This window comes from Thalassotalea castellviae, from assembly GCF_031846185.1.
GTDB lineage: Bacteria > Pseudomonadota > Gammaproteobacteria > Enterobacterales > Alteromonadaceae > Thalassotalea_H > Thalassotalea_H castellviae.
Genome location: NZ_JAVRIF010000001.1, coordinates 751,455 through 772,296, shown reverse-complemented (window position 1 = coordinate 772,296; position 20,842 = coordinate 751,455). Strand labels below are relative to the sequence as shown.

20 protein-coding genes and 1 other RNA gene are annotated in these 20,842 nt (G+C 36.0%); 17 read left to right on the top strand and 4 right to left on the bottom strand.

The features are described 5' to 3' along the window. The first annotated feature begins 63 nt into the window (after positions 1-63). The 5 genes from tyrR (at position 64) to ffs (ending at position 4,278) form a co-directional block, all read left to right on the top strand. Positions 64-1,614 carry a transcriptional regulator TyrR gene (tyrR, locus tag RM573_RS03445; protein ID WP_311577232.1) on the top strand — a complete coding sequence of 517 codons (1,551 nt, stop codon included), beginning with the start codon at positions 64-66 and terminating at the stop codon, positions 1,612-1,614. 158 nt (positions 1,615-1,772) lie between these two features. After that, the gene (gene maiA / locus RM573_RS03440; RefSeq protein WP_311577229.1) at positions 1,773-2,411 is read left to right on the top strand and encodes a maleylacetoacetate isomerase; all 639 of its coding nucleotides are present in this window, start codon (positions 1,773-1,775) and stop codon (positions 2,409-2,411) included. Between the two features lie 250 nt (positions 2,412-2,661). Beyond that, complete coding sequence (locus RM573_RS03435; RefSeq protein ID WP_311577226.1) at positions 2,662-3,513, top strand: DUF3014 domain-containing protein; 852 nt, start codon at positions 2,662-2,664, stop codon at positions 3,511-3,513. An 8-nt stretch (positions 3,514-3,521) separates the two neighbouring features. Beyond that, entirely contained in the window at positions 3,522-4,103 is a 582-nt protein-coding gene (locus tag RM573_RS03430; RefSeq protein WP_311577223.1) for a 1-acyl-sn-glycerol-3-phosphate acyltransferase, read from the top strand. 78 nt (positions 4,104-4,181) lie between these two features. Continuing rightward, positions 4,182-4,278, top strand: an RNA gene (gene ffs / locus RM573_RS03425) — signal recognition particle sRNA small type. Between the two features lie 388 nt (positions 4,279-4,666). Here ffs and RM573_RS03420 read toward each other — a convergent pair. The 3 genes from RM573_RS03420 to RM573_RS03410 form a co-directional block, all read right to left on the bottom strand. Further along, on the bottom strand, positions 4,667-4,930 hold the full coding sequence (locus tag RM573_RS03420; RefSeq protein ID WP_311577220.1) for a late competence development ComFB family protein: 264 nt from the start codon (positions 4,928-4,930) through the stop codon (positions 4,667-4,669). Between the two features lie 100 nt (positions 4,931-5,030). Beyond that, positions 5,031-5,636: a primosomal replication protein PriC gene (priC, locus tag RM573_RS03415; protein ID WP_311577217.1), complete on the bottom strand. Its 606-nt coding sequence runs from the start codon at positions 5,634-5,636 to the stop codon at positions 5,031-5,033. A gap of 11 nt (positions 5,637-5,647) precedes the next feature. Further along, positions 5,648-6,424, bottom strand: a complete 777-nt coding sequence (locus RM573_RS03410) for a TSUP family transporter (RefSeq protein WP_311577214.1) — start codon at positions 6,422-6,424, stop codon at positions 5,648-5,650. 594 nt (positions 6,425-7,018) lie between these two features. Between RM573_RS03410 and RM573_RS03405 the strand changes: the two genes are divergently transcribed. From RM573_RS03405 to RM573_RS03395, 3 genes are all read left to right on the top strand, one after another. Further along, positions 7,019-9,883, top strand: a complete 2,865-nt coding sequence (locus tag RM573_RS03405; RefSeq protein ID WP_311577211.1) for a TonB-dependent receptor domain-containing protein — start codon at positions 7,019-7,021, stop codon at positions 9,881-9,883. Between the two features lie 96 nt (positions 9,884-9,979). Beyond that, positions 9,980-11,620, top strand: coding sequence for a tetratricopeptide repeat-containing sulfotransferase family protein (locus RM573_RS03400; RefSeq protein ID WP_311577208.1), 1,641 nt, complete (start codon positions 9,980-9,982; stop codon positions 11,618-11,620). A gap of 48 nt (positions 11,621-11,668) precedes the next feature. Beyond that, positions 11,669-13,366, top strand: a complete 1,698-nt coding sequence (locus tag RM573_RS03395; protein WP_311577205.1) for a tetratricopeptide repeat-containing sulfotransferase family protein — start codon at positions 11,669-11,671, stop codon at positions 13,364-13,366. Positions 13,367-13,383: 17 nt separating this feature from the next. On the opposite strand, the gene RM573_RS03390 is transcribed toward RM573_RS03395, so the two are convergent. Beyond that, complete coding sequence (locus tag RM573_RS03390; protein WP_311577202.1) at positions 13,384-14,169, bottom strand: alpha/beta hydrolase; 786 nt, start codon at positions 14,167-14,169, stop codon at positions 13,384-13,386. A gap of 414 nt (positions 14,170-14,583) precedes the next feature. Between RM573_RS03390 and RM573_RS03385 the strand changes: the two genes are divergently transcribed. The 9 genes from RM573_RS03385 (at position 14,584) to apt (ending at position 20,836) form a co-directional block, all read left to right on the top strand. Next, positions 14,584-15,363, top strand: coding sequence for a DUF3450 domain-containing protein (locus tag RM573_RS03385; RefSeq protein ID WP_311577200.1), 780 nt, complete (start codon positions 14,584-14,586; stop codon positions 15,361-15,363). Beyond that, complete coding sequence (locus RM573_RS03380) at positions 15,363-16,712, top strand: MotA/TolQ/ExbB proton channel family protein (RefSeq protein WP_311577198.1); 1,350 nt, start codon at positions 15,363-15,365, stop codon at positions 16,710-16,712. Before RM573_RS03385 ends, RM573_RS03380 begins: the two co-directional genes overlap by 1 nt. Further along, the gene (locus RM573_RS03375; RefSeq protein ID WP_311577197.1) at positions 16,712-17,236 is read left to right on the top strand and encodes a MotA/TolQ/ExbB proton channel family protein; all 525 of its coding nucleotides are present in this window, start codon (positions 16,712-16,714) and stop codon (positions 17,234-17,236) included. Before RM573_RS03380 ends, RM573_RS03375 begins: the two co-directional genes overlap by 1 nt. 12 nt (positions 17,237-17,248) lie before the next feature. Then, a complete protein-coding gene (locus RM573_RS03370) occupies positions 17,249-17,650 on the top strand; it encodes an ExbD/TolR family protein (RefSeq protein WP_303451342.1) in 402 nt (133 codons plus the stop codon). 4 nt (positions 17,651-17,654) lie between these two features. Continuing rightward, a complete protein-coding gene (locus RM573_RS03365; protein ID WP_311577193.1) occupies positions 17,655-18,272 on the top strand; it encodes an energy transducer TonB in 618 nt (205 codons plus the stop codon). A 2-nt stretch (positions 18,273-18,274) separates the two neighbouring features. Beyond that, positions 18,275-19,534 carry a tetratricopeptide repeat protein gene (locus RM573_RS03360; protein WP_311577192.1) on the top strand — a complete coding sequence of 420 codons (1,260 nt, stop codon included), beginning with the start codon at positions 18,275-18,277 and terminating at the stop codon, positions 19,532-19,534. 167 nt (positions 19,535-19,701) lie between these two features. After that, positions 19,702-19,824: a hypothetical protein gene (locus RM573_RS03355; RefSeq protein ID WP_311577190.1), complete on the top strand. Its 123-nt coding sequence runs from the start codon at positions 19,702-19,704 to the stop codon at positions 19,822-19,824. A 26-nt stretch (positions 19,825-19,850) separates the two neighbouring features. Beyond that, entirely contained in the window at positions 19,851-20,234 is a 384-nt protein-coding gene (locus tag RM573_RS03350) for a response regulator (RefSeq protein ID WP_311577188.1), read from the top strand. Positions 20,235-20,290: 56 nt separating this feature from the next. Further along, positions 20,291-20,836, top strand: coding sequence for an adenine phosphoribosyltransferase (gene apt / locus RM573_RS03345; protein ID WP_311577186.1), 546 nt, complete (start codon positions 20,291-20,293; stop codon positions 20,834-20,836). Positions 20,837-20,842: the final 6 nt, after the last annotated feature.

Sequence of the window (20,842 nt, the reverse complement as noted above, 5' to 3'; positions counted from 1 at the left end):
TTTTTTATTGTAAAAATTAGTTTACAATAAGCGGCTAATTAAAAAACTTTTGAGGATTGATAAATGCGTTTGGAAATTGGTTGTCAAGACCGTGTCGGCATTGCCCAAGATGTATTAACTATTTTTGTTGAGCGCCAGATCGATTTACGCGGCATTGAGCTAAAGCAACCAGGTAAAATTTACATTAATATTCCAGATCTTGAGTTCTCAGAGTTACAAACTTTTATGCCTCAGTTGAGGTTAATAGAAGGTGTGGTTGATGTCAAAACCACCCCTTATATGCCATCTGAACGTGAAAAAAATGAACTTTCCACTTTAATTAAAACCTTTCCAGATCCCTTTATTTCTATAGACGCTAAAGGTCATGTACGAATTGTTAATAATGTAACTGCATCTATGATGAACTGCAAAGAACATGACATCGTCGGCGAGCATATTAATCAATGGGTTAAAGGGTTTAATTTTAATCGGTGGTTAGATGGAGGCGAAGTCTTTGCACAAACACGCCGTTTAAAATTTATCGACGATGATTATGTTGCCGATATTATCCCGATTCATGTTTCAGATAACATTGGTGATCCTGTACTTGCCGGAGCTGTTTTAATCCTTAAATCTGAAGCTCGCTTAGGGCAACAAATTAGTGCGTTTAAACAGGCTAACGAAAACAACTTCGCAGGAATTCAAGCAAGTAGTGGTAGCATGCGTAAAGTGATCAGAGAAGCTAAACGAATGTCACAACTTGATTCTTCCATGCTTATTGTCGGTGAGACTGGCACAGGTAAAGAGTTATTAGCTCATGCTTGTCATGCGGCGAGTGATCGAGCAGAAAAGCCATTTATGACGTTAAACTGTGCTTCTTTGCCTGATGAAGCAGCAGAAACTGAGTTATTTGGTCTTGGAGTGCCTAATACTAAAAATAGTAAAAAAGGATTATTTGAAATAGCTGATGGAGGCACTATTTTTCTTGATGAAGTCGGGGAAATGTCACCTAAATTGCAAATTAAACTTCTACGTGTCATACAAAATGGTAATTTTAGACGAGTAGATGACGAAAATGAAATATCGGTGAATGTTCGCATTATCAGTTCAACCAATCATGATTTATTAACCATGGTTTCACAAGGTGAGTTTCGTGAAGATTTATACTATCGTTTAAATGTCTTAGGTCTTAATATCCCTTCATTACGAGAACGCCGCTCAGATATTATTCCCTTAGCTGAGTTTTTTATTGCTAAGTTCGGACAACGGATTGGAAAAACTAATATTACTTTATCTGACGATTGTCGTGATTTTATTGAACATTATCCATGGCCAGGCAATGTAAGGCAGTTAGAAAACGTGTTGATTCGTGCTGTGTCTTTAATGGAAGGCAGCGTTATCATGACAAATCATTTACAACTCCCTGCCTATACCCGTGAACATGGTTATTTAGAGCAAGAGTTTGAAGGGACTTTAGATGCTGCTGTGAAAGGGTTTGAAGCTGATTTATTAAGGAAGCTGTATCCAGCCTATCCAAGTACGCGCCAGTTAGCGAAAAAACTGGGGTTAAGCCATACGGCCATAGCCAATAAACTTCGCGAATATGATATTAATAAGAAGACAGTAAAAATATAAACATATCGAGAAAGTCTGAAATCTGGTGTGATTGATTTTTCAAACTCATATGTAAAGGATCGCTAACAATAACGGCTAAGCTATTTAGCCGTTAGCTATTGGTGTTCAATTTTCGCTGTCATACCATAGTCAATTAAACTTCTATTTAAGGTCTTGAAATGAAACTTTATGGATATTGGCGTTCTTCAGCGGCTTACCGTGTTCGCATTGCATTAAATTTAAAAAATATCGACGTTGAATTAATTCCTGTGCATTTAATTAACAACGGTGGCGAGCAACATGAGTCAACTTATGTGAACTTAAACCCAACGCATCTTGTCCCAACATTGGTAGACGGTGATCTTGTGTTAAATCAATCATTGGCCATCATTGAGTATTTAGATAATCAATATCCTGTGACGCCGTTATTCCCCAATAACTATGCTGAAAAAGCTATAGTACAAGGGCTAACTTTAGATATTGCCTGTGAAATTCATCCAGTAAATAATTTAAGAGTACAACAATACTTGGTTAATGAACTTCATTGTGATGAGCAAGCTAAACTACAATGGAGTCATTATTGGATGGCAACAGGATTTACAGCGATAGAGAAAAAACTTGCTAAAACAGCCGGTTTATATTGTTTTGCAGATTCGATTACCATCGCGGATTTATGTTTAATCCCTCAAGTTTATAATGCCAAACGTTTTAACCTTGATATGACACCATTTCCACTTATTAATGGCATAGTCGATCGTTGTAATCAATTACCGGCATTTATAAAAGCTCTTCCTGAAAATCAACCGGATGCGGTGTAAATTTATGAAAAACAAATTATTAGCGAATGCTAACTGGCAACGCCTGACTTAGCTGGGTAATAATTGATGACAGTTATCACCATGAGCAATAAAACGGCTTTTTATCCACCGAAATGGCTAAATGTACTTGCAACGATGTAAAAAAAACGTTGCAATAGCCTTAATATTTTCTTCACCTCATCTAGGTATAAACGTTTGTAAAAACGATAGGGTGATTATTTCGTTATAAAGTAACTTACGAAAGGTAATTATGGAAAACTCTCAATCTACATCATCTTCTGTGCCATGGGGCGTCATTGTTGGCATTATGATTGTTATTATCGCGATCCTTTGGTTCGTTCTGTCGGAAGACGAGGTTGAACCTATTATTCACACTCCTGTGGTAGAAGAACCCATTGTAGAACCAACGCCTGAGCCTGAAATTATTGAACCCGAAGTCGTTGAACCTGCTATCGAAGAAGAAGTTATTGAAAAGCCGGCCTCAGAGCCAGCATCTTTACTACCAACATTAGATGAAAGTGATGCTTGGTTAGAAGAAAAGTTACCTACGATTACTTGGCGTAAAGAATTATTAAAATTAGTGATTGATGACGATATGATTCGTCGCTTTGTCGTTTTTACCGATAATTTTTCACAAGGCATTTTAGCTTATGAACATAGCCCATTAATAAAACCTACGAGTCCATTTTCAGGTCGAGAAATCAATGAAAATGGCAATGTGATCATCAAATGGGATGACACGTCATCGAGACGATTTAGCTTATATGTTGATCTACTTCGTTCTGTTGATAGTGAAACATTAGTGAGTTGGTACTTTGAATTAAAACCCTTAGTTGACGAAGCCTACCAAGAGTTAGGTTACCCAGAAGAAGATTTTACCGATATCTTACAAGATGCCATTACTAAAGTGCTTGATATGGAAATACCTAAAGAGCAAATTGAATTAGTTCGTCCAAGTGTCATGTATCAATTTAAAGATGAAGATATCGAAAGTTTAGATGACGCCGAAAAATTAATGTTACGCCTTGGTAAAGAAAACTTATTAGTGATTAAATCGGTATTACTAGAAATAAGTGAAAAAATAGCCAGAGAAAATAATTAGGGTTTACGGTGACACCAAAAATACCTGCTGGAATACCACAAACTAACTATCGACTTGTCAGGCGTTTATCAGCTAAGTTGCTGACATTATTTGGCTGGAAAATAATTGGAAATTTTCCAGCTGAAAAAAAGTTTATTCTCGCTGTTGCTCCACATACGTCTAATTGGGATTTTATTGTTTCTGTTTTGGTGATGTTATCTCTCAATTTAAAAGTAACCTTCATGGGGAAAAAAAGTATTTTTGTTTGGCCATTGCGTTGGTTTCTTGAAAAAATTGGCGGTGTACCCGTTGATAGAAAACATCCTCAGGGGGTTGTTGGTCAGATGGTTGACGTTTTTAATAACAGTCAAAGTATGATTTTAGCGCTATCTCCAGAAGGAACCCGTAGCAAAACTAAACAGTGGAAGACGGGCTTTATTATTATTGCAAAGCAAGCCAATGTACCGATTATTCCGATCAGTCTCGATTTTAGGAAAAAAGAAGTCGAGATCCACCGACCTTATATTGTTCAAGATGATATCCAACAAGCTTTAATGGAAATTAAGAGACAATTTGTCGATGTTTGTGCAAAAAATCCACACTTAGTTTGATAATTGCTAGTAGTGCTTGCATCACACATTGGGATTAGCGATAATCCTCACCGCTAATTAGCAGTTCTATGGTGACTTTTTTGGTCCCTTCGCAATGATACTCTGTGAACTCGGCCAGGTCCGGAAGGAAGCAACCGCAGCAGACGACTCATGTGCCGGAGTGTGGCTGGGAAAGTCGCCACCAAATCCTTACTTTTCAATGGCTTACGTATATTTTTAGCTTTTTGCTACATGGCCTGCTACATACGTGCTACCAATTATTCCCTATCTAGATTGTTGTAATAGTATCTATCGTTTCGAATTACATTGACGGGCAATTAGAAAAATAGACTATTGTTCAAACTAACCATGACTGGTTCATAAAGGTTGAGCTTAGTAATAAATCAAAAATCCCGTTTTGACTGTGTGTTATGGAGTGTTCTTTAAAATAAAGTCAGAAGCAAAGTGATTAAGTGTTGAAATAAATGGATAAGAATAGGGCAGTTTAAGGTTTATTAAAGAATAGCGATAAACAAGCATATACTTTGTGACACGCTTGCTTATCATTGAAAAAAGTCTAGATATTAATCGTTATGTAATTTCATAAACTCAAGCGATTTGTTTACAGCTACCTTTACGTTACTTTCCATTTCAAATCGTTCCGAAGCAGGTAAATAAAAAGCCATATCTACTTCATGTCGAATATATCTATTAGGTAATTGGTTTAAAACCACACAAGTTAAGTCTGCAATAAAGTCTGCATCGTATTTTTCTTCAAGTTTTAATGCTGCAAAATGTTGCATAACTAATTTTTCATAATAATTATGGATATCATCTGAAATTTTCATGATTAACCTCTTGAGTTATTTTGTATTAAGCCTAATGCTAGATGAAATAAAAAGCGAATGATTTCCGCAAGTAAAGTAAATTTTTACCTGTGATGACTCGCTACCGTTTTTCACTTATTTCTATTTGCCTTTCAAGTTTAGAGATAGCTTGACGACACCTGCCTAACCGTTGATGTATGATCAATAGCTCATCTGAAATTTTGTTTTTAGTATGTGGTGTTGCTTGTGAAAACTGATTTTGTTTTTGCTCAAGCATATCAAGCAAACGTCTCTCAAACTCATGCGTTTCGGATAATTTTTGATAAAGTGACTGTGTCGGCATAATCAAGGATTGAGCCGCTTGACGATATTTTTTGTTTTTAAGAATTTGTATATGATGTTTTGAAGCTTTATTTTGTGCATCATTGGCATCAATAGCATTTTTGATTGCTGATATTTGTTGTTCGATTATTGCTAATCTTGCATAGGAAAACTGTACTTTTCTTGTTTTGATTAAAAGTGCTAATTCTTGCGTTTTCTTTTTTATTTCATCGACATAATGAGAGAGTTTATCGCTATTGGTATTAAACAATGTTTCAGAAAATATTGGCGAGTCTTTCCTGATGGAAAAGGATTTATTGTTGCTATTAGCCATATCCACATCAACTGCTTTTGCGTGTAAATCAGATAAAATATGGTTGATTTTCGTTATAGCTGAGTTTGACATACTTGTAATATTTATTGGATCCAAGCTTGGTAGGCTAAGTTACAAGACATACCAAGGATTACGATAATAAAAACAGGACGAATAAATTTATTACCAAATTTAATTGCCCAATGCGAACCAACCCATGCACCAAGCATAATGAAAATCCCCATTGCAACGCCTAATAATACGTTTACATAACCAAGATAAATAAAAGTTAATAAACTAAAAAAGTTACTAACAAAATTGGTTGAACGTGCTAATCCGCAGCTCAGAAGAATGTTAATTCTATATAAAACACTTGAAGAAGAAGTCCAGAAAGCACCCGTGCCAGGACCTGCTATGCCATCATAAAAGCCTAAAATTAAGCCTTGTGAAGCTTGTTTTATTTTTAAAGCTTTTGACGGCTTAGGTAAACCTTGGTCACTATAAACTGTTCCTTTGGCAAATAAGGTATAAACAGCGGTAGAAACAATCAAAAGCGGTAAAGCTTTGTCTAAAAATTCAATCGTTAAATATTTTACTATAACTGTGCCAATGATAGCGCCTATTGCGGTGCAAATGATTGAGATGCGCCAAAAGGCAATATCAAATAGCTTTTTTTTATAGAAAGTGACTGACGCAGTAAAAGAGCCAAAAGTTGCTGCTAATTTATTTGTACCAAGTGCGACATGAGGAGGAAGACCTGCGGTTAATAAGGTAGGAACAGTAAGCATACCTCCTCCGCCAGCAATAGCATCAATAAGACCTGCAAGAAAACCTACACTGCAAAGTGTTATCCATAACTCAACATTTAAAACAACTTCCATTAAGGACAATATTTCCTACTAATTAAAATCAAGTTGTGCAGTCTAACATAATGTTTACTGAACAGAACCAGCTATTTTCAGTGAGCAATCGGGCTTGTTACAATTTAATTTAGTGCTTTTTTATTGAACAATGTCTTTTTATCTTTACGTAAAGGTTATGCTTTGAATTATATGCTTGAATTTAATAGGTTTATTTTTTTTAATTTATATGCTTTCTCGTGTAGTTAAAATTCTATTTTTATCACGTATTTTAAGGATGTAATATTATATGTGTTTTGTTATCTTGTTGATTTTTATACTTTAAACCGATTGGTTTTGCTCGCTTTATTTGTAGTTGAAATTTTATAATCTATGATCGATATAATTAATGTGAAAAAGTTAAGTTATTGAAATATAAGTTTATTAAAAAATATCTATGTGTGTAGATTTGTAATTATTGTTACTGAATAGTTACAAATGGTATTGACCATAAATAGATATTAAGTTTACTATCCATATTGACAGATCAGGTCAATGACCAAAATTATAAACAAACGAAGCAATATAGCTTTGATTTTAAACACTAGAATCACGAAAGTGATCCAGGGAGAAAATATGTATAGCAATAGCAAAATAGCTAAAGCTGTTCGTCTTGCCATGATTTTTGGTGCAGGCGCAGCAACAGCGGTTTCAACATCGGCAGTTTCAGCTGAAGAAGAAGAGTCAGCTGAAAAAGTTGAGCGTATTGAAGTTACCGGTTCTCGTATTAAACGTGCCGACATGGAAACTTCTAGCCCAATTCAAGTAACAAGTGCTGAAGATATTGAAATTTCAGGTTTGACTCGTGTAGAAGATATGCTTAACACATTGCCTCAAATTGAAGCATCTTCAACAATTTTCTCATCTAACGGTGCTACCGGTCGTGGTGGTATCGATATGCGTGGTTTAGGCGCGCATCGTACATTGGTACTAATCAATGGTCGTCGTATGCAACCAGGTGGTGGTTCTTCAGGTTCTGCTGATGCTAACAGCATTCCTGGTGCTTTAGTTAAACGTGTTGAAGTAATGACCGGTGGTGGTTCTTCTGTATACGGTGCTGATGCGGTAGCCGGTGTTGTTAACTTTGTAATGGACGATGATTTCGAAGGTTTAGAAATTGACTTCATTGGTGGTGGTTACCAACATAATAACGACAACTCTTACATCCAAGGTTTAATGGATGAAAAAGATTTTGAATACCCTTCAGGTAGTTCAGATATCGAAGGTCAAAACTACGGTATCGAAATTACTATGGGTAGTGACTTTGCCGATGGTAAAGGTCATGCCGTTGCTTACGCAACGTGGAAACGTAACAATGAAATGAAATTTGGTACTCGTGACTACACTTCATGTGCATTGAATGCGACAGCTACTTCATGTGGTGGTTCTGGTAACGCTGTTATTCCTAACTTCTACTTAAGTCCATTAAATGAATCAGGTAGTTTTGACTGGGGTAACTACGAGTATTTAACATTAACTCCTGATAGTGGTTTCCAACCTTCATCAGGTAACGTGTATAACTACAACCCTGTTAACTTCTTCATGCGTCCAGATGAAAGATTCTCATTCGGTTCATTTGTTAATTATGAAATCAATGACAATTTCATGCCATACATGGAATTCATGTATATGCGTGACCAAACTAAAGGTCAAATCGCAGAATCTGGTACATTCTTCAACGAAGAATACAGAATCGATTACGATAGCCCGCTACTTAGCGACGCACAACGTTCATATTTAACAGATGCGTTTGGTTTAGCTTCTGGTGATCAATTTGCAACTTATATCGGTAAGCGTAACGTTGAAGGTGGTGCTCGTGCATCATTAATTCAACATGACTCTTTCCGTATCGTTTTAGGTACTGAAGGTGAGCTTAACGATACTTGGTCTTACGATACAAGCATCCAAGTAGGTTCTACTACAGTTACGAATGCTTACATTAACGATTTCTTCGCTCCACGTATTACTACAGCATTAAGTGCAAACGGCGAAAGCTGTGCGGATACTGCTGATTGTATCCCATACGAAGTATTTACTTACCAAGGTGTTACAGAAGAGTCGGCTGGCCTATTAACAGGTGTTGCAGCTAGATCTGAGCTTTCTGACCAATTTATCTTCAGTGCGTATGTTACTGGTGAATTAGACTTTACTATGCCAGGTGCAGATACGCCTGTTGCTGTAGTATTTGGTACAGAATACAGAAAAGAAGAATATGAGCGTATCGTAGATGAAGTATACGACAAAGGCTTATTATTAGGTCAAGGTGGTCCAACTCATGCCTTAGAAGGTGGTTACTCAGTTCGTGAACTTTACACGGAAGCAAGTGTACCATTACTTGAAGGTAAAGAATTTGCAGAATCTTTAATTCTTGAATTAGGTTACCGTTACTCTGATTACGACACAACTGGTTCAGAGCCAACTTATAAAATTGCTTTAGATTGGACACCTGTTGATGATTGGAAAGTTCGTGCAAGTTATAACCGTGCGGTACGTGCGCCAAACATTGGTGAAATGTTCGCAAGCCAAGGTTTAGGTTTATGGTCTGGTGAAGATCCGTGTGCGACTGATGATCCTTCATTCACAGCAGCACAATGTGCTAACACAGGTGTAACTGCTGCGCAATACGGTAATATTGCTGCAAGTCCAGCTGGTCAATATAATGGTGTTTACGGTGGTAACCCTGACTTAGCACCAGAAATTGCTGATACTTTATCATTAGGTTTAGTTGGTCAATTAACTGATGAGATCGATTTCTCAGTAGATTACTGGAAAATTGAAATTGATGAAGTTATTGGTACGGTTAGTGAAGACGTAACATTAACACAATGTGCTGAAACTGGTAATGCGGCTTTCTGTGATAACATCAACCGTAACAGTGGTGGTAGTCTTTGGGCTGGTACTCAAGGTTATATCACAGCAACAAACATTAACCTTGCGAGCCGTAAATGGGAAGGTGTAGATATTACTGCAGCTTACAACACTGAATTATCAGGTAACCCATTTAGCGTTACTTTAGTTAGTACTTACATGATGACTAAAGAATATGAGCCGCTTCCAGGTAACCCAGATGCGATTTACGACTGTTCTGGTACTATCAGTGCTAAATGTTTCCCTCAACCAGAGTGGAGAAGCGTGATCAATGCTAACTACGACATGGGCGATATTGGCTTAAATGCTAAAATCCGTATCAATGGCGAAGTTACTAACGGCGATTACGATGGCGATGATAAAGATGATTACTTAGTAGGTACAGGTATTGGTTCTCAAACTTACCTTGACTTAAGTGTTCGTTACACAGTATCTGAAAATATTACTACTCGTTTAGGTATTAATAACATTTTAGATGAAGAGCCACCAATGACTGGTAACACAATGGACCCAGGTGCATTCTATGACCAATTAGGTCGTTACATTCACGGTTCAGTTTCTTTAACTTTCTAATAAAAAGTTAAAAAACTAAATAAAGCGGCAAACTGCAAAGTTAGCCGCTTTTTTTTATGGTAAAGTTTGATCAACGTTGTAATTAAATGTAAATCAATGAAACAAGAACTATCAATTAATCATGCCATTACTCTGCTTAATTCGAATAATCAGCAAGCAGGCATCAAAATTATCGAAGAAATACTTAAGTGTGAGCCAAACAATGTTACTGCTCATCAAGTGATGGTGAAGTTTAGCTTTCAACATAAAAATCATGACTTGGCAGAAAAACATTTATTAGCATTAAGAAAAATTAAACCATCTGCAGACAGCTATCTACAACCGTTAATTGAATTGTATAATTTTCAAAAACGTTGGCCTGATCTAGCCTTAATTTATAAAGAATTAGCGTTAAAGCAACCAAAGAATGCTGATCACCATTTTAATTGTGGCTATTATTTAAAGCTTTGTGGCGAATTTACAGAAGCAATTGAGCACTATAATCAAGCATTGTCGTTAGATGTAAGTGATGCTTATGAAGTGTATTTAAATATCGCTATTATTTATAGTGAACATTTATCAGCCCCCGAAAAGGCTATTGAGCTATTATTAATCGCGATTGAAAAGTATCCCAATCAAGACTCACTAAAATATAATTTAGCGAATGTTTACGAACAATTAGGCAAAAAAGCGTTAGCATTTTCAATGTTTCAAAATGCTTTTATTCAAAACCCAAAAAATGTTGATGCACTTGCTAGACAAGCTGATATTTATAAAATTAAATCGAAAGAAGATGAAATAGTTCTGGCGATGAAAGCAGTTTTCTATTCCAAAAATTTTGCCGATAAAGAGAAAGTTAATATTGCTTATGCATTAGGTAAAGCTCATGACGATTGTCAGGAGTACCAATTAGCCGCTTCGTTTTATCAAAAAGCCAATACATTGGATCAGGCCTACTTGCCTCGTTATGAACCAGAAAAATATGAACAATATATTGAAAGTATCATTGCATATTTTAATCAAGATTGGTTTAACAAAGTAAAGGAACACTCAGCACAAGTAACAGAAGAGTCGCCACTCTTTATTTGTGGTATGTTTCGTTCTGGCTCAACACTTTGTGAACAAATACTTGCGAGCCATTCCAAGGTGAGCTCAGGGGGAGAACAAGAGTTTTTTCATCGTTCTATCCTTCATCATTTTCCTGATTTCCCAAAAGATCTCCCTGAGAAATTCGAATCGCTCAGTGGAAAACTTCTTTCAGATTACCGGCAAGAAGTGAGTGAATTTAAGTCTGAAGGAAAATTATTAACAGATAAGCGACCAGATAATTTCTTGTACCTTGGTTTAATAAAAGCATTAATGCCAGAGGCAAAAATCATCTGGACTAAACGTTTTATTTTTGACAATTGCTTATCGGTGTTTTTTCTAAGATTAGGGCCATCAATGTCCTATGCAACAAAAATAGAAAACACGATTCATTTTTACAAACAACAAGAGAAGTTGATGAATCATTGGCTAACTCTATTTGGCGATGACATTTTATCGTTTAATTATGACGATCTTATCAGTGATCCTGAATCTAATATTCGAAAGTTGTTAGCCTTTGCCAAGTTATCATGGGAATCATCATGTTTAAATTTTCATCAGTCAGAAAATCAAGTAAAAACTGCGAGTGTATGGCAAGTTAGGCAGCCTTTGTATAAAGGCTCATCAGGGCGTTGGAAAAATTATCAGCATCATTTTTCTTTTGAGTCTTAATATCAATTTTAATTGAGCAACGAACATTTATAATTTACGGATCTCACCATGCATTTTAATAATCAGCCAACTATAACCCCACAACAGCGAGAAGGGTTACAAAAGGCGGAAAAGGCCATTTCAACCGGTAACTTATCTTTAGCGGAAATTGAATTTAGGAAACTCGTAGAGAGTCACATTCAGTTACCTCAAGTTTATTCACAACTGGCACTTATTTGTGCAAAGACAAATAGAATTGAAGAGGCAAAAAGTTTATGGACGTTTTCGTTAAAAATAGTGCCTAACTTCCCAGATGCTTTACTTGGCTTAGGTGATATATGTAAATTTGAACGTAACTTTAAACAAGCCATTCATTATTACCAACAAGTGCTTAACGTAAACCCTAAAATTAGCCTTGGCCATTTAAATTTAAGCTATTGTTATTTACAAATAGGGAAGCTTGATGAAAGTGAGCAATCGTGTTTAAAAGCGCTAACTATTACGCCAAATTTTTTACAAGGAGAAGAGCATTTAGGGCAAATTTATATCGCTAAAGGCGAACTAGATAAAGCAAAAGCCCTTTGTGCAAAGCAAATAAAAGTAAATAATAGAAATGTTAAAGCAATATACACCCTTGGAAATATCTTAAAATCTCAAGGTAAATTAGACGAAGCAAAAACATATTATCAACAAGCAATCGCAATTCACCCTGAGTATTCTCAAGCTCATTTTACTTTTGCAACGATTAATAAATATGCTGATAGTCAAGATCCGCATATTGCCTTAATGTTAGAACAATACAATAAAACGAATCTACCCGTTGATAATAAGATTCAACTGGCTTTTGCTTTAGCGAAGGCATATGAAGACTTACAAGATTACGCTCAAGCATTTCTGTTTCTTAAGACGGGGAATGACCTTCGATATGCTAGGAATAATTATACGATTGAGTCTGATGAAGCGTTTATTAGCAATATTATTAATACTTTTACAAAAGATAGTGTAGATAAAGCAAAGTTAACCCCTGAAACGTCATCAAAGCCGATTTTTATTATTGGTATGCCGCGTTCTGGCACTACTTTGGTTGAGAAGATATTGGCAAGTCACTCTAAAGTACATGGAGCAGGGGAGTTAGAGCACTTTTTCAAACTATCAACGGAGGGCTTTCTTACCGAAAATAATAATTTTCTATTTTCCCCGTTAGATCAATACCCGAAAGAAAAGTTAGCAAATATCGCACGAGAGTATCTAAAACAATTAGAAAGTATTGATTCTGATGCAGACTATATAACTGACAAACTACCCTTTAACATGTTGATGGTTGGATTTATAAAGCTTGCCTTCCCTAATGCAAAAATTATTCATTGTGTTAGAAACGCTAAAGATAATTGCTTATCAATTTATAAAAAAAATTTCACAACCGACAATTACCGTTTCGCTTACAATTTAAAAACCCTAGGTCAATTTCATCGGTTATATCAAAAATTAATGCAGCATTGGCATGAGAACTTTCCTGAGTCCATTTATGATATTGAATACGAAGCGTTAATAAAAAATCCAGACGTTGAAATTAAAAAATTAGTGCAGGCCTGTGATTTAGACTGGCAAGAAGCTTGTCTGAATTTTCATCGAACGGAAGCTGTGATAAAAACAGCAAGTGCATATCAGGTGAGACAACCAATTTATGATACATCTGTTGGCTTATGGCAAAAATATCAAGAAAACATTACTGAGTTATTAGAAGAGTTGGCGGTTGATGAGAAATAAAAACCACACCCACTTAATTATTTATCAGTTTCGTTGATAGAAAAGAAAGTGGTTAAAACTTCAGGAAGTAAAGGTCGCCAATTGTCCCAATGGTGACCTTTGTTATTTTTTACAAAAGTTACATCATAACCCTTGTCTTCAAGAGTTTGATAAAACTTCTTAATTGCTCGTCCGTTATCGTTATTGCCACCGGAAGACAGAAACATTTTTAAGGGAAGTGTTGAAGACTTTGAATATAAACGACGAATAACTTTCAAATGTTGCTCATTAGCTGGCGATTGCATCACTAGCCCACCAAAATATTTATGGGCAGATAAACCAAAGCAAGCTGCATTTAATCCGCCGAATGAAATCCCTCCAATGACTCTGTCTTCCCGAGCTGAACTAACAGCAAAGTTATGGCTTATCGTTGGGATGAGTTCATTGATGAAAAAACTGATATATTTTGCATTACACATAAATTCATCATTTCTTCTATTTTCAGTTAACTTATGCGGATTCCTACTGTCAATAAAGACGACAAAAATAGGGGAAATCTTTTTTGAAGCAATTAACTTATCTAATGTCTTTTTGATATCGCCACTTGAAAGATACCATTGACCATCAGTTAAATATAACGTGGGCAGAAGACTCTTTCTATTTTCTACATTTGGAGTATAAACTCTATAGTTTAGATCGTATTGTAAAAATTTACTTTTGAATAAATAGTTAGTAGATAAAATACCATTAGCGGAAACGGATATTGAATAAAAAAGACAAACAAACCCAATAAAATGAATAGCTAATGCTTTAATTACAATCACTTAAGCTCTCCTGTATTGACGTTAAGAATAAACTGTCTTGGCTAAATGCACCTTAAATAGATTTAAAACAAGCGATAAAATATTATATAAAATTGTAATAATATTTGACTTACTACGAACAACTTAGTAAAACATGTGTAGCAAATATTTAATACATAATTTAGGGGTTATTTTATAGTCAATTTAAGCGACAAGCGAATGTCTTGTTGGTTGATCGTCACTAAAACAGGTTGATTTTTGTACTTTTTACTAAATTAACCACCTTTTTACTATGTTCAGTTGACATAAACACTGTCGTCTGGGAATATTGCATGGTTTTATTCTAGAGAAATTAAAACTTAAAAATGGCAGATTATTAAATTTGCGTTAACAATAATATTTGTTATCAAAATTAAATAGCAATGGTTGGGAACTATGTCCAAATTAAGCAAAAAAAGCCTTATCGCATCAACGATAATCGGCTCATTAGCATTAACAGCAAGCACTTTCGCTTCTGCTGATGCATTAACTGAACTACATAAAGCGGAAGCAAAAATTTTCAAAGCTTCTGAAAAATCACAAAGCAAAATCGATAATATCTACGAGCAAACGTTAGAATTATTGGCTGAATACCGTAATACGGTTGATGAAGCTGAAATTTTATCTGGTTATAACGATCATGTTCAATTAATGGTTGATGATCAAAATGCCAATCTTAAATCGCTTGAAAAGCAAATTGCTGGTATCGATAAAACAAAACAAGGTGTTGTACCATTAATGTACAAAATGATCGACACATTGGAAAAATTTGTTGATTTAGATGTGCCAATGAACATTGCTGCACGTAAAGAGCGTATTCAAGCCTTACGTGATGTTATGGGTAACTCAAACGTTTCTGTTTCTGAGCAGTTCCGTTTAGTTCTTGAAGCTTACGAAATTGAAGCTAACTACGGTACAGTGTTTGGTGTTTATCAAGCAGAGTTAGATCTAGGTGGTCAAACACTTACGGCTGACTTCTTACATATGGGTCGTATTTCTTTTGTTGCTCAATCTCTTGATATGAAAAATGCATGGGTTTGGAATAACGAAACTCGTTCATGGGAAGTATTAGATGATGAGTATCTTAAGCCTATCACTGATGGTATCCGTATGGCTCGCAAGCAATTACCATTAGATTTAACTAAATTACCAGTATTTGCAGCAGGAGCTAAATAATGAAAAAAGTATTTAATTTTGTATTGCTTGCTGCCTCGATGACAGCAGGTATTGCTACTTCAGCAAACGCTAATGACTTGAACGAGCTGTTAAAGCAAGTTAAAGCAGACCGTATTTCTGAAGCTAAAATTGACAAAAAACGTGAAGCTGAATTTACTTCTGCTCGTGCTGACAAACAAGCTTTATTAAATAAAGCGAAAAAGCAACTTGCTGATGAGCAAGCACGTAACAAACGTTTAACGAAAGAATATGCAGCTAATGAAATTAAATTAGCACAAAAAGAAGTTGAACTAGATAACGCTAAAGGTACTTTAGGTGAAATGTTTGGTGTAAGTCGTGCAGCTGCTGCAAACGCTTATGGTCAAATTGCTACATCAATTGTAAGTGCTGAATACCCAGGTCGTGGTGAAGCATTAGATGCAATTGCTAACGCTAAAGCAATCCCTGAGTTAGAACAACTTGAAGAATTATGGTTTGCCTTACAAACTGAAATGACTCAATCAGGTGAAATTTCACAATTTACAGCTGAAGTAACTAACTTAGATGGTTCTAAATCGACTGAACAAGTGACTCGTATCGGTACATTTAACCTTGTTTCAGAAAATGGTTATTTAAACTACAACGATGAAGTAGGTCAAATTCAACCTTTAGCTAAGCAACCTGCTGGTTATATTGCTGATACAGCTTCTAGTTTCTTTGGTGAAACTTCAGGTTACTCTCCTTTATATGTTGACCCTTCTCGTGGCGCTATTTTAACGTTAGAAACTCGTAAGAAAACATTAGAAGAGTTCTACCATCAAGGTGGTACAGTTGGTTACGCAATCACTGTATTGTTAATTATTGGTTTATTAATTGCTCTTGAGCGTGTTGTTGTTCTTGGTGCGGTTTCTTCTAAAATGAAAGCTCAACAGAAGAATCTTGACCAACCAAATAGTAATAACCCATTAGGTCGTTTATTAGCGGTATACCAAGAAAATAAAGGCGCTGATGCTGAAACATTAGAGCTTAAACTTGATGAAGCGATTTTACGTGAAACACCAACCGTTGACCGTGGTATTAGCTTAATCAAGATGTTTGCTGCTATAGCTCCGTTAATGGGTCTGTTAGGTACAGTAATCGGTATGATCATGACGTTCCAAACGATTACATTGTTTGGTACAGGTGACCCGAAAATTATGGCGGGTAACATCTCATTAGCACTTGTAACAACTGCTTTGGGTCTTATTGCTGCATTACCTTTAATTTTAGTACACAGCATTGTAGCTGGTCGTAGTAAAGCCGTTCTTCATAAATTAGATGAGCAAAGTGCTGGTTTAATTGCTGCAATTGCAGAGAAGGAGTCTAAATAATGCTATTCCTGATAGAGCTTATAGAATCTGTCAGGAGTTTTATTGCAACTGGCGGTAATGTACTTTACTTTGTCGCCTTTGCTCTCTTATTGATGTGGATTATGATGGTAGAACGTTATTGGTTCTTAGCATCAGTTTACCCTAAGATGCGTGATGAAATCATCGCAAATTGGAATGCACGAACTGATACAACATCATGGTATGCACATCGAATTAGAGATACATGGATCTCCGAAACGGCAGAATTACTTGAACGTAACATGATTACGATTAAAACTTTAGTGGCAATGTGTCCACTGATTGGTTTACTTGGCACAGTAACGGGTATGATTTCAGTATTTGAAACTATGGCTCAGCAAGGTACAGGTAACCCTCGTCTAATGGCTTCTGGTATTTCAATGGCGACTATCCCGACAATGGCGGGTATGGTTGCAGCATTATCAGGGGTGTTTTTTAGCACAAGATTAGACGCTAAAGTTAAACTAGCAAAGGCTAAACTGGTTGACAGTTTACCTCATCACTAGAGAGAGATTAGAATGGCACGTAAACGTATTCGTGAAGACGAAGAAGCGGCAATTGATATGACGCCGATGCTAGACATCGTATTTATCATGCTTATATTCTTTATCGTAACCACTTCTTTTGTAAAAGAAGCAGGTATTGAAGTAAACAAACCAAAAGCGGCTAATCAGTCTAAACAAAAGTCAGCTAATATTTTCATTGCGGTGAAAGATAATGGTGAAATTTGGTTAGATAAACGTCGTGTTGATATAGAACGTGTAGCGGCTAATATTGAAAAATTACTAGCGGAACAACCAAGTGAAGTAGTGATTGTTCAAGCTGACAAAGACGCAAAACATGGCGTAGTTGTTAAAGTAATGGACGCTATTAAAGAAGCGGGCATAGACAGAATTTCTATCGCTGCAGCTAAGGGGTAGTTATATGGTTCGCTTATTAGTATCAATACTACTAGGCGCAGCTGTTACTTTTGCATTATTTTCTTTTATGGCTTTTCTTATATCCAGTGGTGATAGAAGAGAAGAAGAAAAATTAGAAAATATTATTGTTGAAGTTAACACTACGCCACCTAAGTCAGCTGCTGAGCAAAGACGACGTGTGCCACCGCCGCCGCCGCCGCCGCCTAAAACGCCACCTAAACCTCAAGCTCCTGAGCCTGAAGTTAATAATCAATCTGGTGGATTAACGTTTAATATGCCAGGTGTGCAGTTAGCGGGTGCAAATGCAGGTATATCTGCTCCAGGCGCAGGCTTTGGTCGTGATGGTGATGCAACACCAATTGTACGTATTGAACCTAAATATCCAATACAAGCAGCTCGTGATGGTAAAGAAGGTTGGGTAAAACTTTCGTTCTCTATCAATGAGATTGGTGGTGTTGAAGATGTAACGGTTATCGATGCAGAACCAAAGCGTATTTTTGATAAAGAAGCTAAACGTGCTTTACGTAAGTGGAAGTACAAACCAAAGGTTGTTGATGGTAAGCCATTACGTCAAACAGGTTTGTCAGTTCAATTAGACTTTAAAATGGATGGAGGTTCGTAATAATGAATAAGATATTAACATCTTTGACTTTATTGGCTTCATTGGTATTAGTACAGCTGCCAACATCATTTGATGTTAGCGCAGCTGGTGCAGAAAAGTCAGAAAAGCCAAAACGTAAAACTCGCTTAATGGGTCCTTCTGTTGGTAAAAAAGTGGGTAAAGCATTTGAGCTCTACTCTACAGATGATATCAAAGGGGCACTTGCTTTACTGTTAGAAATCAATGCAAAAAGTGATTATGATAAAGCCATTTTGGCTCGATATATCGCGGTTATGTATGCAACTTTAGGTGATCAAGAAGCGAAAGCGATTGAGTATTTAAAGAAAGCGGTTGAGCCAGATATTTTGAATGAATCTGATCATGGTGAAGCGATTAAGTTACTTGCTGACCTTCAAATGCAAACGAAAGAATATGAAGGTGCTTTAGCCAATTATAAAGCTTGGATGGATTTTACCGGTAAATCTGATGGTGATACTTGGGTGAAAATTGCCCAAGCGAACTATGAGCTTAAACGTTTACCTAAAATGATCACGCCAGCAAATAATGCTATTGCAGCATATGGTGATAAGCATAATAAAAACCCTTATATTTTAAAATTGACGTCTTATTATGAGACTAAGAAATTTAAAGAAGCTGTAAATGTACTTGAAACAGCAGTGCAATTATTTCCAAATGAAAAAGCATTTTGGAAACAGTTAGGGAATTTTTATCTTTTAATTGAAGATTATGACCGAGGCATGGCAACGTTAGAATTGGCTTATAAACAAGGTTATCTTGAAAAAGAGTCAGAAATTAAAACGTTAGCTAGTTTGTATGCGCAAAATAATATGCCGTATAAATCTGCAAAATTATTAGAGAAGCATATCTCTTCAGGCTTAGTTAAACGTGATGATACTAATATCTATTCGTTAGCGAATGCTTGGCATGCTGCACAGCATATTGATAAAGCTGCTAAATATTATGGTGAATTAGCTAAAATGACTAATGAAGCTAAACACTATAGTAAGCAAGGCACTTTATTAGCACAGGATGAACAGTTTGAAAAAGCCGTAGTTGCTTTGAATAAAGCGTTAGATTTAGGTGTATCGAACAAAGGTAGATTATATATGAGTATTGCAGAATCTCATTTCTACCTTGCTCAATATAAAGAAGCCTATGCAGCTATTCAAAATGCGATGAAAGACCCTAAGACTCGTAAGGGTGCTAAAGGTTGGGTAAGTTATATTAAAGATACTGCCGCTCGTAAAGGCAAAGCCATTTAATTTAGCTTTCTTCAAAAAAAACCAGCCTTTTGGCTGGTTTTTTTTTGTGTAGAAACTAGCTTTGAATCACTGCATTGTTTTTAGAAATTTAAATATTCCTGTTATTTTATTCTTATTTCAGCTAGAATTCGCGCCGTTCATTTTGTAGTTTAGTTAGGAAATTGAAGATGTCACAACATGAAAATTTTAAAGATAGTTCATCAAAACGTCACCTATTTGCAGCTTTAACAGCGTTAGTAGCGGCGCCATTATTACCTATGCTAATGGGTTGGTTTACCGTTTTAAGCTAAGTTCAATTAAAAAGTAGTTCAATAATATGCATATTTTAGTCGTTGATGATAAAGCCGCTGTTCGTGAAAAGGTTGGAGGATTACTTACTCAACTTGGTTACACCTATGAATGTGCGAATAATGGTTTAGATGCGCTTGAAAAAGCCCAAGTTCAAACTTTTAATTTGTATATTATTGATCATTTAATGCCCGTGATGAACGGCATTCAACTAATTAAAAACTTAAAGTCAAAGCAGGAAACAGCAAATATTCCTGTTATTTTTATGACGACTCAAGATCTCAATTCACTTCATAATGTTAAAGAATTAAAGCAATGTCAGGAGATTATTGCTAAACCAATCAATGAAGAAACTTTCTTTCAATTGATTAACAAGCTGTTGGTTGAAAATTCTCTGGTACATTCACTATAAAATTAGTTCGTTTTCCATTATTCTTTAACATTACCAAATAATGAATAAATTGAATAATGACAGAAGCACAAACTTTACAACTAAAAAACGCGGTTCACACTATTGCTGATTACCCTAAAAAAGGCATTTTATTTAGGGATGTAACAGGCATATTAGACGATGCTGTAGCATTTAAACTGACGATTGATCTTTTAAAAGAAAAATTCCAACACCAAGGTTATACAAAAGTCGTTGGCACTGAAGCACGTGGTTTTTTATTTGGAGCACCATTGGCACTAGCCCTTGGCGTTGGATTTGTCCCCGTACGCAAACCAGGGAAATTACCGAGACCAACCTATGCTGAAGATTATCAACTTGAATATGGTACTGATACGCTTGAAATTCATCAAGATGCGTTAACCAGCGAAGATAAAGTATTAATTGTTGATGATTTACTTGCCACTGGTGGTACGATAGAAGCGACTAGTAAACTTATTAAAAAGTTAGGTGCTCAAGCGCCTCATGCTGCTTTCATCATCTCTTTACCCGATTTGGGTGGTGAAAATAAACTAGAAAATTTAGGATTGTCTGTCACTTCACTTCTTCAGTATGAAGGTGAGTAAGGTTTT

Coding starts and splice junctions, on each gene's coding strand:
- RM573_RS03380 (WP_311577198.1), top strand. CDS start 15,363: ATGAAAAAAGTATTTAATTTTGTATTGCTTGCTGCCTCGATGACAGCA.
- RM573_RS03410 (WP_311577214.1), bottom strand. CDS start 6,424: ATGGAAGTTGTTTTAAATGTTGAGTTATGGATAACACTTTGCAGTGTA.
- RM573_RS03370 (WP_303451342.1), top strand. CDS start 17,249: ATGGCACGTAAACGTATTCGTGAAGACGAAGAAGCGGCAATTGATATG.
- RM573_RS03400 (WP_311577208.1), top strand. CDS start 9,980: ATGAAACAAGAACTATCAATTAATCATGCCATTACTCTGCTTAATTCG.
- RM573_RS03360 (WP_311577192.1), top strand. CDS start 18,275: ATGAATAAGATATTAACATCTTTGACTTTATTGGCTTCATTGGTATTA.
- maiA (WP_311577229.1), top strand. CDS start 1,773: ATGAAACTTTATGGATATTGGCGTTCTTCAGCGGCTTACCGTGTTCGC.
- RM573_RS03355 (WP_311577190.1), top strand. CDS start 19,702: ATGTCACAACATGAAAATTTTAAAGATAGTTCATCAAAACGTCACCTA.
- RM573_RS03375 (WP_311577197.1), top strand. CDS start 16,712: ATGCTATTCCTGATAGAGCTTATAGAATCTGTCAGGAGTTTTATTGCA.
- priC (WP_311577217.1), bottom strand. CDS start 5,636: ATGTCAAACTCAGCTATAACGAAAATCAACCATATTTTATCTGATTTA.
- apt (WP_311577186.1), top strand. CDS start 20,291: ATGACAGAAGCACAAACTTTACAACTAAAAAACGCGGTTCACACTATT.
- RM573_RS03420 (WP_311577220.1), bottom strand. CDS start 4,930: ATGAAAATTTCAGATGATATCCATAATTATTATGAAAAATTAGTTATG.
- tyrR (WP_311577232.1), top strand. CDS start 64: ATGCGTTTGGAAATTGGTTGTCAAGACCGTGTCGGCATTGCCCAAGAT.
- RM573_RS03435 (WP_311577226.1), top strand. CDS start 2,662: ATGGAAAACTCTCAATCTACATCATCTTCTGTGCCATGGGGCGTCATT.
- RM573_RS03350 (WP_311577188.1), top strand. CDS start 19,851: ATGCATATTTTAGTCGTTGATGATAAAGCCGCTGTTCGTGAAAAGGTT.
- RM573_RS03385 (WP_311577200.1), top strand. CDS start 14,584: ATGTCCAAATTAAGCAAAAAAAGCCTTATCGCATCAACGATAATCGGC.
- RM573_RS03395 (WP_311577205.1), top strand. CDS start 11,669: ATGCATTTTAATAATCAGCCAACTATAACCCCACAACAGCGAGAAGGG.
- RM573_RS03405 (WP_311577211.1), top strand. CDS start 7,019: ATGTATAGCAATAGCAAAATAGCTAAAGCTGTTCGTCTTGCCATGATT.
- RM573_RS03365 (WP_311577193.1), top strand. CDS start 17,655: ATGGTTCGCTTATTAGTATCAATACTACTAGGCGCAGCTGTTACTTTT.